This window comes from Bacilli bacterium (genome assembly GCA_035326105.1).
In the GTDB taxonomy this organism is placed as follows: domain Bacteria; phylum Bacillota_I; class Bacilli_A; order RFN20; family CAG-826; genus UBA7706.
Genome location: DAOKYO010000002.1, coordinates 418,570 through 430,644, shown reverse-complemented (window position 1 = coordinate 430,644; position 12,075 = coordinate 418,570). Strand labels below are relative to the sequence as shown.

The window sequence follows — 12,075 nt, the reverse complement described above, 5'->3', positions numbered from 1 at the left end:
TTAATAAGGATTTTTGGGGCAAACACTGGCGATTTCCTCAATGATATCCGAGGCCATCATCGCGGATTCGCCCATTCGTTGAGCGGCGAGTTTCCCGGCCTTTTGATGCCAAATCACGCCACTTACCATCGCTTGTGAAAGTGAAAATCCTTGAGCAACCAAGCCGGCAACCATTCCTGCCAAAACATCACCACTGCCAGCGGTAGCCATTCCGGGGTTACCGAAGTTTGCAATTCGAATTTCACCGGGAGAAACTAATCTCGTCTCATAGTTCTTTATAATGACAAAAAAATGATCATCAACGATTTTTTGCGCCTCGGAAATTATATCCTCCGTTCCAAAGAAACGCCTGGCCTCCCCCTGATGGGGAGTAATGATCAAAGGGGGATGAATATTTCGATAATTGGTTAGTTCATATTTTAGGAAGGATAAACCGCCCGCATCAACAATCATTGGTATATTGGCGGAGAACAGTTGATGAAAAAGCGTTTTTGAGACCCCATCAGTTTCCTTGATTCCCGGTCCAAAAAGAATGGCGGTTTTATTTTTAAGTAATTCGGAATTGCTGATCTCGTCATAAAAAAGAATAATTTCCTCAGGAAAAAGTTGGTTAAAATAGGCCATTTCTGACTTTCTTATCGCCACGCTAACTAAACCGGTTCCAACCCGAAAAGCCGCTTTTGCTGCCAGCTGAGGAGCCCCCATCATTCCTGGTGACCCGCCGACAATCAAAAGTGATCCATAATCATATTTATTGGTCTTAATTTCTCGCCGAGGAGGAAATACCAAATCGTCCAATGAAAGTACTTTTTCCATATTTAAATTGTAATCTTTTTACTGCTGATTATCCATAGGGGTAAAATAATGTTGTGTATATGGGCTTTTAAGTCTAAAATACCTATATTAAGCGTTGACGGATGAAAGGAAAATATGTTCCATATTTCTTTTGATTTCTCGGGGATGGATGTCCTACAGATATTAGACCTGATTGATAGACTATTGACCATCGCCATTGGAGCCCTCTTGGCTTACAAGACGCTTTTTATTTTTATCGGTTTTTCGAATCCGATTTTATATCCGCCCACGGTGATAAAAAAGAAATATGGAATTATGATATCGGCTCGAAACGAGGCGGCTGTCATCGGGCATTTGATTGAGAGTATCAAGAAACAAAATTATCCCCAGGAACTATTAACCATCTTTGTTATCGCCGACAATTGTCAGGATAATACGGCGGATATTGCCCGCAATTTGGGGGCGGTGGTTTATGAGAGAAATTCAAAGACGGAAATTGGCAAGGGCTTTGCCCTATCTTTTTTGATGGATTGTATTAAACGCGATTATGGCATTTTGTCATTTGATGGCTTCTTTGTTTTTGATGCTGATAACCTTCTCGATTCTGAGTATATTGATAAGATGAATGACGCTTTTAATTCGGGCAAAGACATTATTACTTCCTATCGGAATACCAAGAATTTTGATACTAATTTTATCTCCGCGAGTTATGGGTACCATCAGTATCGCAATATTCGGTTTAATCATATTCCGCGCTCGAAATTAAACCTTTCATGCAATGTCACCGGGACTGGATTTCTTGTGAAAAGCAGTATTCTTAAGGATGGGTGGAAATGGAAACTAATTACCGAAGACATCGAATTTACTATTGACAGCGTTCTTGAAGGCTATCAAGTAGGCTACTGCCATGAAGCGATTTTTTATGACGAACAACCGCGGACTTTTAAAATGATGTTCCGGCAACGTGTCCGCTGGTCCAAGGGCTTTCTTATGGTTTTTGCTTCCCGGGGTTGGCGATTGCTAAAGTCCCTTTTTAGAAAAAGTTCATATGGTGAACGAACCAAATCATCACAGTCCGCTTTTCAGCATAGTTTTACTAGATATGACTTGCTGATGTATATTTTTCCTTCTTCCTTGGTCTTGTTTGTCTGGGGACTTATCTACAATGGCTTATACATCGGAATCGGGCTTCATCAAGGTATTCTCCCAGATAATTACTGGCAAAATTTGTTGGTTAAAAACATTTTTTCAATCATTCAGCTATACGCAATTTGCCTTATCCAAGTTATTCCAGTCGTTTTTTTAGAATGGAAGCGGATGCTTGCGCCTTGGTATCGTAAGGTTTTGTTTTTGTTTACCTTTCCTTTTTTTGATTTTTTAAACCTACCAATTACAGTGGTGGCCCTCTTTAAGAAACCGCAGTGGAAACCGATTATCCATGATGACTTAAGGTCGATAAATAACGTCAATTCTTTCTTTGCCAAAAAGCAAAGAGGCGAAGATATTTGCCCAAACACGTCATTAACGAAAAACAAAATGGCCACAACTATCATAAAGGGAGCCGATATCAAGAAAGACCTATAAACTGGAAAGGGCTTACATCTTTTTTGGTTTTTTATTGATTTATGTTTTATTTGGGTATAATGTGATTAGTGCTAAAAAATAAGAGGTATATTATGAAAAAGAACAAATTAGGTTATTTAATGGTGCTATCGTTTCTGTTAGCCGGCTGTGGAACGGGCGGAAGTTCGTCCTCAACCAGTGACACATCAACGACAACTCCGACATCAGTTGCAAGCTCGGATGATGATCATGTCATTCCAAGTAGCGAGGTCACCTTACTCAATCCATATCAGGATCCTGATGCCGCCGCTTACTACGCTTCAATTGAAAACTTTGATTCCTTGGAAGGCGATGCCTTAAAGGCGGCGCTTAATACCAGAATCAACACGGGCTTCCATGGTGTCAACTATGATCAAGCTACCACCTATATTAAGCAGATGGATCGCGTTACTGAAGGCGGAGTCAATTATGTTCGGGGACTTTACTCTCGGAACTTAATCCCTGAGAATAATCGGCAAACCAATCCTTATGATGTCAATCAGCAAGTGAATTTTTGGAATAAAGAGCACTGCTTCCCGCAGAGTAAATTAGCCGATGGAAATGACGCTTTAAAAGCCAACAATAGCGTTGTGAATCTTTCGAGCAACATCGCTAATCTGTTTTCGGAAGATAATGCGGTCAACGAAGGCCGGAATAATTATTCATTTACGGAAATACCCGACAGCATTCACAATTACATCAAAGACTCATTTGGCAATGATACTGATTTGAAATTCTTTACCACTGGCGTTCAACCGACATTCCTGGCGCGGGGAGAAGTGGCCCGGGCTAATCTATATATGATTCTTAAATACCCAGAAAACTGCGGTATTAATGAGAACGGATATATCGGTGTCTTCCTAAAATGGAATTTGGAATTCCCGCCGACCCTCGAACGTGATTATGTTCGGAACTCGGTTGTTTACGATGTTCAAGGTGATCGGAATCCATTTATTGATGACAACACATTAGCCTGCCGGATTTGGGGCAACTATGATGCCACCACGAAAAAAATTTGCGGTATTGATTAGTTAATACTGCCGAAATAGAAGCGCACGATTTGTGCGCTTTTTTCATTTCGTTTGTTTTTTTTTACTCAGTTAAGTAAAATATTGGGGATTTAGGAGAAAAGTATGCGAATAGGTTTAGTAAGTCTTGGCTGTGCGAAAAACCTGGTAGACAGTGAAATGGTATTGGGAATGTTTAAAGCCAGCGGCGATACGATTGTAACCAATCCGGAAGAAGCGGATGTGATCGTGATTAATACCTGCGGTTTTATTGATGCGAGCAAACAAGAAAGCATTGACAATATTTTGGCGATGAGAAAATATCCGGCGAAATTAGTGGTTATCGGCTGTTTGGTTGAAAGATATTTGGATGATTTAAAACTGGAACTTCCCGAAGTCGATCTATGGATTCCGATAAGAGATTATCCATTATTACCCCAAAAAATAGCCGCTCTATTCCCTAACGAAAAACGTAAAATTGTCGAATTGAGTCCCTTTCGGCGGTTGCTCTCAACCCCGAAATATAGTGCCTATCTGCGGATTAGCGAAGGTTGCAACAACCGGTGCACATACTGTGCAATTCCTTTGATTCGCGGTAATTTCCGTTCGCGCCCGTTTGATGAGGTCGTTGAGGAAGCCGCCCAATTAAACGAGGCCAAGATTAAGGAATTGGTGGTCATTTCACAAGATACGACTAACTATGGACATGACTTAAAAGAGAAAAAGGACATTGTCGATTTATTGACTGAGCTTCTTAAATTTCCGTCTTTTAAATATATTCGGTTGCTTTATTTATATCCGGTTGAAATCACCGATCGATTAATAGCTTTGATTCGGGATAATCCGCGAATCGTTCCCTACTTTGATTTGCCGATTCAGCATAGCAGTGACCATATTCGTAAAATGATGCACCGCAAGGGAACACGAAACGAAATAATGAGCCTAATTGAAAAAATTCGGCTGCAAATTCCCAACGCAATTATCCGTTCAACCATTATCGTCGGCTTTCCCGGTGAAACGGATGAAGATTTCTCGGACCTAATTGAATTTGTCAAGGAAGTTAAATTTGATCATTTGGGCGCTTTTCCTTATTCGCGAGAAGAAGGAACGGTCGCTTACGATATGCCAAACCAAATAAGTGATGACGTCAAGAAAAAGCGGTATTCAGAGTTAATGCGCGTCCAGCGGCATGTATCCTATATCAAGAATAAGGCCCAAATCGGAAAAGTAATCGACGGAATTGTGATTGATTATGACACGAAAAAAAATCTTTATTACCTCCGGGGAGCGTGGAATGCTCCCGATGATATCGATGGCAAGATTACTTTTACAAGTGACTATTGCCTGCGAGAAGGAAAAATCGTAAAAGTAAAAATTACCGAGGCCTATGTTTATGACCTTAATGGCATTGAAGTCCGCTAGTTGAATTTATTTTTTTCAACTTTGCTAAATGATGAAATTTTATTGACAACCATTGTTTTTCTCCGTATATTATAGGGGCGCGATTAGACGCCTCCTTAGTTAAGTGGTATAACAGATCCATGGTAAGGATCCGTTGCTAGTTCGATTCTGGCAGGAGGCACCATTCAATTTAAACAGCGACAATACGTAAGGTTGTCGCTTTTTTCTTGCACTCGTTCAACACGCGTTGACATTCATTAGACCTCAATTAGCAGGTTCTAGCAAAATCGAAAATCATAGCGATTTACATATATTTTCTAGGAAAATGAAGAAAAGAAGAAAATCAAAAAGTTCGAACCACCCAAGCCGGTAAGGTTATTCGAACTATTAATACGCACCTAATTTTGAAGCAAAGAAAACACCTAGATTCCTCCCGGGACCTAGGTGTTTTTTTCGTTCTCTTAACGATTGATGTAAATACCGAAATTGCAGATGAACGTCGTCTTCCTGATCTTGTATTTGTAACTGCAAGAGAAGGAAGGCTCTATTTTTTTTGGGAGTTTAGACACGTCCTCGCTCCCAATGATGAAGACTAGTTTATCCCTTTTGTAAATGACGACCCTTTTGAAGAGTTTTTTAAATTTGTACTCTCCAATGGAATCGCCATCCGGACAATTCCTCAGCTCTGTTATTATGTTTTTCGCTCTGGCTTGAGGATTCATCTTTGTGATTATCTCGTTCTCTATCAGCATTTTTTCTTTCGCTTTTAAGGAGATGCTTCTTTTGATTTCTGCTTTTAATTCATCGAAGGCCGGGTCCTTGTACCTAGAGAACTTGATTGACTTGGCACGCAGGGCCTCTAATTCGCCTTCTAAGGCTTTTATTTGGTTGCGTTGAGTTTCCGATCGATCCTCTTCAAAAACCTTTAACAAAGCCTCTTTAAATAAAGGTTCATTGTCCTTGAGTTTCTTGATTTGAATCGAGATTATCTTGTCGAGGTCTTCTACGAAGACGGACTCGCTGTTTTTGCATAGCTTCCTAGTCCTGTTCGAACCGCAATAGAGCATTCGGACGTCTCGGTTCCATTTCGCGCTGTAGTTCCCATGGCAGTAGGGGCAATAGCCGAAATGCGTATACTCGGTCACGAAGTCCTGCGAGTTTCCTTTGAAGATTTTGTATTTCCTTGCGTTCGCGCTAATCATTTCTTGGACCTTGTCCCAAGTGGACCTGTCGACGATTCCTTCATGGCCGTCTTTCACGTAGTATTTATCTTTCTGACCGCTGTTTGTGACTCGCCTATGGGTAAGGTTGTCTTCGATGTAGAATTTCTGCATCACGGCGTCGCCCACGTATTTCTCGTTGCGGAGGATGGCATGGACCGAACTTGAGGACCACTTTGGGTTCCCGACCCCTGTTTTAACATGGTTTTCCTCCAAGAATTCTGCGATTTCGGCAGGGGTTTGCCCGTCGGCGTATCGCTTGAATATCTCCCTTATCCATTTGGCCCCGGCTTCGTCGATGACGACTTTTCTGTTCTCGTCGTAGCGGAAGCCGAGCATTTGGCTGGCGTTGATCTTGTATCTGCCGTCCCTGAAGTCCTTTTGATTCCTCCAGTTGACGTTCTTGCTCATCGAGACTATTTCCTCTTCGGCGAATTTTGCGTACATGGTTAGGTAAGAGTCGCATTTGACGTCTAGGGAAGACAATCCTTCTCTTTCAAAGAGAACCTCGACTCCGTTCACCCTTAGCTCTTGGATTATCGAAAGCAGGTCGATGACATTTCTGGCGAACCTCGATATCGATTTCACCAAGATGATGTCAATCTCGCCCGCTCTGGCCTTTTCAATCATCGTTTGGAATTGGACCCTTCCTTTTATGGATGAGCCGGATATTCCGTCGTCGGCGTACATTCCGGCGAAGTTCCATTTATGGACCGAGAGGATGGTGGTGGTGTAGAAATCGATCTGCTCGTTCAGGCTGGTCTCGAGTTCTTCTTTGTCCCTTGATATCCTTGCGTAGGCGCAGACGTTCAGTTTGTTTATTCCGTCGTATGGGTGGAGCGATTTGACGTTCAGCATAATGAATCCTCCAATCTGATGACGTCATAGAAGAGGGTGTTCTCTCCGTCTGTGACGTTCCCTTTTTTTACGGCTTTCATTCTGAGGATGTCGGCCATGCTGTTGCGTATCCACTCATCCGTGGCTGTGGGGCTTTTCAAGATGAAGCGGATGGAGTTGTCCTCCCTCCTTATGCCCTTTGAGAGGAATTCGTTGACTACGATAGGGGTAAGGGAAATGTCTCCGTTTACGTATTTGTCGATTCTCGCGCTTACTATCTCCCTTTCGTGCTTGCGGAATTCGTCTCGGCTCAGGCTTTCCAATTCCTGCTTTTCCTCTGCTATCAACGACTGGATTTCCTTGTATCTTTTCGCATAGGCGTTGAGGTCAGCCGATTCCTCGATTTGCTTTTTTATTAGGTCTTTCATCTCTTTCTCGGACTCGGCTATTCTTTGCTTGATTTCGGCCTGCCTTTCATAGAAAGCGGTCTCGGATTTGGCCTCAGAAACTGCGTCCTTAAGCATGTCATCGTCGCTTTTGCGTGAGAACATGTCGAGAACGGCCTTTATGGCTTTGACGGTCAAATCGTAGGGCAGGGTGTTGCATATCGAGCACTCCTTGTGACCCTCGTTGTTCTTGAGGTCGGCTTTGCACGTAAGGACCGCTTTAGAATAAGGCGTCCCGGGATGGGTGGTAATCTTCTTCATGGTCCTTAGGCAATTTGAGCAGATGAGAAGCCCGGCGGTGGGACCGCTACCGGATTTCGATATGCTGTTGTTGTAATTGCTTATCCTGTATTTTTTAAGGTTCTGGACGTAGACGAAAGTGTCCTTTGACACGATTGGCTCGTGATTCCTTACGATTAGGTATTGTTGGACCTGACCGTTGTTCTTGACCGATTCGTGACCTAGGAAGTCCCTGATGTAGGTTTTCTGCTGGAGTATGTCCCCGCAGTATTTCTCGTTTGAGAGGATGGAGCGGACGTTGTTTACGGTCCATGTCTCTTTCTTAGTTTGGGTGAGATGCCCGCCTTTCTCCATTTCCTCGCATATCTCGCGATATGTCGAACCCGCTATGAAAAGCTGGTAGATCTGCCTGACTATTTTCGCCTCTTCCTCGTCGATTGCCAGTTTGCCCTCTCCGTCGATGTAGTATCCAAGGAGGTAGTTGGCGTTGATTTTCCTAGTCCCCTTGGCCATTCTTTTTCTTATTCCCCATTTGACGTTCTCGCTTATGCTGTGGGATTCCTCCTGAGCGAAAGAAGCGAACATCGTGAGCATCATCTCGCAACGGTCATCTAATGATGACAATGTCTCTTTCTCGAAGACTACTTCGACGCCTTTCGCCCTTAGCTTTCTAACGATGGTAAGGCAATCGACCGTGTTTCTGGCGAAGCGGGATATCGATTTAGTGAGAATCATGTCGATTTTCCCATTCATGGCGTCTTCAAGCATCTCCTTGAACCCCTCTCGGTTTTTGTAGCTGGTCCCCGATATGCCTTCGTCGGAGTAGAGCTTGACGAACTCCCAGTCAGGGTTGGCTTTGATCCTCGTCGAATATTCGTCGAGCTGGGCCTCAAAGCTGTTTTTCTGGTCTTCAAGATCGGTTGAGACTCGGGCGTATGCGCAGACCTTTTTCTTTGCCTTGATTCCCGTGCTCTCATCGATTGAAGGTTTTTCGATTTTTGGTATTACTATTACCGTTTTTCTTTCTTCCATTTTTATGGCCTCCTCATGATAGATACATCGCTCTAAAAGGTATTTTTATCAAGTCAATGAGAGTCATTGAAAATACCAATGGTGAGGCCTAGTTTCTTTCTTAATGAAAGAATGACGCTCATCCATTCCTTATCTGTGAGGAGCCCATCGGCCCTCATGAGGTCTGCAGATTTCTTCAATCTGAGAAACCTTACCTCGAGGGACCTATCGTATTTGATTTTTGATTCCATGCAAAAAGGGTTTGAATCATCAAACCTTGCATCTTCTTTTTTTATTGTCTCCATGTTCCTCCTTGCGGAAGAATGGTGGAGACATGTAAATCATCGGTTCACACCGAAAAGCCAATTAGAATATATCATGAGCGGAAGTCTAATGTAATTTGTCCCGGACAAGTATTTTAGAGGAAATCTTTGATTTCAATTTCTTTTTTTATGATTCCGGCGTAGTCGCCGATGATGGCTACGCCCTTTTTAAATTTAGTAACTTTCATCATTTTCGTCTTATTTAAAAGGAGGTTACTGATCGAATAGATGTTCAGTTTCTCGTCGAATGAGACGATGGCGGGGTAGACGTCGCCCGAATCGCTGATGAGGACCTCGTGGTCGAAGCGCCAGTCGATGCACTTCACGTAGTACTTCAGGCTCCAGCGGTCCACGCGGAAGAAGACAACGTCGTCGTTTTGGCTTGAGATGAGGACCCTTTCCTTCTCTCCGCCGGTATAGACGTCGAAGCTGATGGCCTTTGGCCTGTTGTTGGTCACGCCGTTGTTGACTATGTCGTCTATCGATACGCAGAGGAAAACGGAAAGATCCAACATCACGTTGAGCGGGACCGTCCTCAGTCCCTCCTCGTAGGAGTAGTAGGTGTCGACGCTTCTGCCGATCGCCTTCGCAACCTCGGAGACGGATAGTTTTTTGGACTTCCTGATCCTAGATAAATTGTTCCCAACACGTAAATTTGCTTCGTTCTCCATCATAAAGACCACCGACCTTTCACTCACATTATAACAAAAAAATACAAAAATATGTCAATTCTTACTGCGTATTTGTAAGAAAATAGCAAATACTTGTCCGGCGCAAATTATTTTTTCTTACTTTAACAAATACAATTTAATCACGTCTATCTTTTCCACGAAAGGTAGTTTGAAGAAAAAAGGAGGTGTTTTAATGACACAAAAGAAGAACAGGAGATTCGTTTATCTCAAAAGGGAGTACCTCTTGGAGCGTCGCAAGAAGCTCGGGCTCACCCAGTCTGTTTTGGCCGAGAGGTCGGGTTTCGACGTCATCGCCTACAACCAGATCGAGAACGGCAAGTTAGGCAACCTGATGAACGCTCCGAAGCTGGTGGGCTTGGCTCAGGCATTGGAAATCCCGCTAGAGACCCTATGCGAGGAGGAGATTGTCTATCTCGAAAGCCTGAAGTCGCTAAACCAAAAAGAAGAAGGCTAGAGCGCCGTGTATAGGGAAAGAGAAGAAATGCTGGCCGACGCAAGGCCACATAAAGAACTTGTCGAGGATTTCATCTCATCGCTGGATCTGTCTGACAATACGGTCGTTTCGTATGGAGGAATGCTTAGGAGATATGTCAATTATCTTGAACAGAATCACATCGAAAAGCCAAAAGAGTCTGATTTAGTCAAATATAAGAAATATATCAAAGCGAACAACGGCCACAGCGCGACGACCCAGAAGTACGTGGTGATACTGAGAAAGTTCTACAAGTGGTGCGAGCGAAGGGGATATTACCCGGACGTTTCCTCCGACCTAACAGGCGAAAAGATAGTTCCGACGTTCAAACGCGAACCGCTGACGGTGGAGCAGGTCCAGGACTTGCTTGGCAAAGCCAAAAGAAGGGCCAAAAAGTCGATAGTGAACCTCCGCGACTACGCGATCGTAAACCTAATAGTCAAGACTGGCCTGAGAACCATAGAGGTCTCGAGAGCCAACGTCGAGGACATGGTCACCTTGAAAGGCACCAATTACCTCTACGTGCAAGGCAAAGGCCACGACGACAAGGACGACGCGATCAAGGTCCCGGATTCCGTCTGGGAGCTGATGCATGAGTACCTCGAGAAGCGAGACAGCGACTCGGAGGCCCTGTTCATCAACCACGGAAGCCATAACTGCCATGGGCGAATAAGCTCTAAGAACGTGTCGCTCTCGGTCAAGAACCTCTTGAGGCTCATCGGCTTAGACGACAAAAGGTACACGGCCCACAGCTTGAGGCATACGTGCGCCACGATAGCGCTCCAGAACGGGGCGACGTTCCAAGAGGTGCAGATGGTGCTAAGGCACAAGTCGATAAACACGACGACCATCTATACCCACAACCTCTCAAGGGAAAGCAACAACGTAGAGCTGATCGTAGAAAAAGCAATCGACAAGAAGAGATAGCGAGCCCTTTTAATCGTGGATGGAAGTTCGGGGCTATCAAAAAAAGAAAAGGAAAACAAACATAATGGAAAACGAAGAAAAGAAAAACCAGATCACCATGTTCCAAAGGGAATCCCTAGGGACGATGAGAACGGCGATCGATGAATTCTCAAGGCCGGTATTCTGCCTCAAAGACGCGTGCGACATCCTTGACATCAAGAACCCGTCGGACGTGAAGAAAAGACTCAAAAGCACCGGAGTGGTGCGAATCTGCCAAAGCGACGGAAAGAAGTTCAATAACTACCTTTTCGTCACCGAAAGCAACCTTTACAGGCTTATCTTCCAATCGAGGAAGGAAAGCGCCGAGTCCTTCATGGACTGGGTGACCGAAGACATCCTTCCCGCGATAAGGAGATACGGGCGCTACGACGTCCAGACCATCACCAAGAACGACGAATCGGCGGTGGCCTTTCTGGAGGATTATGGGGAACTCCAGACCAAGATATCAATCTTAGAGAAGAACCAAGAGGAGACCAAAGAAGCCAGGGCCTACGTCAAACGCGCCCTTGATTCCTATGTCCTCAAAGACCTATACGACGTCCCGGAGATTCTCGGAATCCGTGGCATAGGCATTGCCGAGGTCTTATCCATCCTGAGAAACGAGGGGATCCTCGACGCCGACAACGTGCCTCCGCAAATGTTCGTCGACAAAGGCTGGTTCAGGGTTGACTCCCATACCTACCAAGACAAGACGGCCGGGACGGTCAGCCACAAGAGAGTCTTCTGCTACAGGTCCGGGATAAACCAGATCCGCAAGCTGATCGACAAGTTCGGAGGTGTCAAGAATGGAAAATGAAGATAACAAGAAAGTATACTCAGTCGATGAGCTCGCCGAGCTTTGGGACGTTCCCAGAAGAAGGGTCGCCGACCTCATCAGATCTGGCAAGCTAAAGGCTTTCAAGATAGGCAAGATGACCTATCGAATCACTCAGGAGATGCTGGACGAATACGTGTCGGCAAACCCGGTCATTTCCAATGGGAAATAATGCTAGTGATTTCCGTTTAAACGATACGAAAGAAGCAGTTTTTACAGCGAAAATCTGCCAATTCCTGCTTTTTTCCG

At 44.3% G+C, this 12,075-nt stretch carries 12 protein-coding genes and 1 tRNA gene; 8 read left to right on the top strand and 5 right to left on the bottom strand.

The window, feature by feature from the left end:
* Entirely contained in the window at positions 1-816 is an 816-nt protein-coding gene (locus tag PKC96_06505; protein ID HMM00965.1) for an NAD(P)H-hydrate dehydratase, read from the bottom strand.
* Between the two features lie 114 nt (positions 817-930).
* Here PKC96_06505 and PKC96_06500 point away from each other — a divergent pair, with 114 nt between their 5' ends.
* The 4 genes from PKC96_06500 to PKC96_06485 all read left to right on the top strand — a co-directional run bounded on the left by PKC96_06500 (position 931) and on the right by PKC96_06485 (position 4,989).
* Positions 931-2,379 carry a glycosyltransferase gene (locus tag PKC96_06500; GenBank protein HMM00964.1) on the top strand — a complete coding sequence of 483 codons (1,449 nt, stop codon included), beginning with the start codon at positions 931-933 and terminating at the stop codon, positions 2,377-2,379.
* Positions 2,380-2,471: 92 nt separating this feature from the next.
* Complete coding sequence (locus PKC96_06495; protein ID HMM00963.1) at positions 2,472-3,428, top strand: endonuclease; 957 nt, start codon at positions 2,472-2,474, stop codon at positions 3,426-3,428.
* Positions 3,429-3,530: 102 nt separating this feature from the next.
* Positions 3,531-4,826: a 30S ribosomal protein S12 methylthiotransferase RimO gene (rimO, locus tag PKC96_06490; protein HMM00962.1), complete on the top strand. Its 1,296-nt coding sequence runs from the start codon at positions 3,531-3,533 to the stop codon at positions 4,824-4,826.
* Positions 4,827-4,915: 89 nt separating this feature from the next.
* A tRNA-Thr gene (locus tag PKC96_06485) sits at positions 4,916-4,989 on the top strand.
* A 277-nt stretch (positions 4,990-5,266) separates the two neighbouring features.
* Here PKC96_06485 and PKC96_06480 read toward each other — a convergent pair.
* The 4 genes from PKC96_06480 to PKC96_06465 all read right to left on the bottom strand — a co-directional run bounded on the left by PKC96_06480 (position 5,267) and on the right by PKC96_06465 (position 9,556).
* The gene (locus PKC96_06480) at positions 5,267-6,883 is read right to left on the bottom strand and encodes a recombinase family protein (GenBank protein HMM00961.1); all 1,617 of its coding nucleotides are present in this window, start codon (positions 6,881-6,883) and stop codon (positions 5,267-5,269) included.
* A complete protein-coding gene (locus tag PKC96_06475; GenBank protein HMM00960.1) occupies positions 6,877-8,580 on the bottom strand; it encodes a recombinase family protein in 1,704 nt (567 codons plus the stop codon). The genes PKC96_06480 and PKC96_06475 overlap by 7 nt, the downstream gene beginning before the upstream one ends.
* 53 nt (positions 8,581-8,633) lie before the next feature.
* Entirely contained in the window at positions 8,634-8,864 is a 231-nt protein-coding gene (locus tag PKC96_06470) for a hypothetical protein (GenBank protein ID HMM00959.1), read from the bottom strand.
* 113 nt (positions 8,865-8,977) lie between these two features.
* Positions 8,978-9,556 (bottom strand): helix-turn-helix transcriptional regulator, encoded by a 579-nt coding sequence (locus tag PKC96_06465; GenBank protein ID HMM00958.1) that lies wholly within the window; start codon positions 9,554-9,556, stop codon positions 8,978-8,980.
* Positions 9,557-9,746: 190 nt separating this feature from the next.
* Here PKC96_06465 and PKC96_06460 point away from each other — a divergent pair, with 190 nt between their 5' ends.
* The 4 genes from PKC96_06460 to PKC96_06445 all read left to right on the top strand — a co-directional run bounded on the left by PKC96_06460 (position 9,747) and on the right by PKC96_06445 (position 11,998).
* Positions 9,747-10,028 (top strand): helix-turn-helix transcriptional regulator, encoded by a 282-nt coding sequence (locus PKC96_06460; protein HMM00957.1) that lies wholly within the window; start codon positions 9,747-9,749, stop codon positions 10,026-10,028.
* Positions 10,029-10,055: 27 nt separating this feature from the next.
* Positions 10,056-10,973: a tyrosine-type recombinase/integrase gene (locus PKC96_06455; GenBank protein ID HMM00956.1), complete on the top strand. Its 918-nt coding sequence runs from the start codon at positions 10,056-10,058 to the stop codon at positions 10,971-10,973.
* A gap of 64 nt (positions 10,974-11,037) precedes the next feature.
* Entirely contained in the window at positions 11,038-11,808 is a 771-nt protein-coding gene (locus PKC96_06450) for a BRO family protein (protein HMM00955.1), read from the top strand.
* On the top strand, positions 11,798-11,998 hold the full coding sequence (locus tag PKC96_06445) for a helix-turn-helix domain-containing protein (protein ID HMM00954.1): 201 nt from the start codon (positions 11,798-11,800) through the stop codon (positions 11,996-11,998). The genes PKC96_06450 and PKC96_06445 overlap by 11 nt, the downstream gene beginning before the upstream one ends.
* Positions 11,999-12,075: the final 77 nt, after the last annotated feature.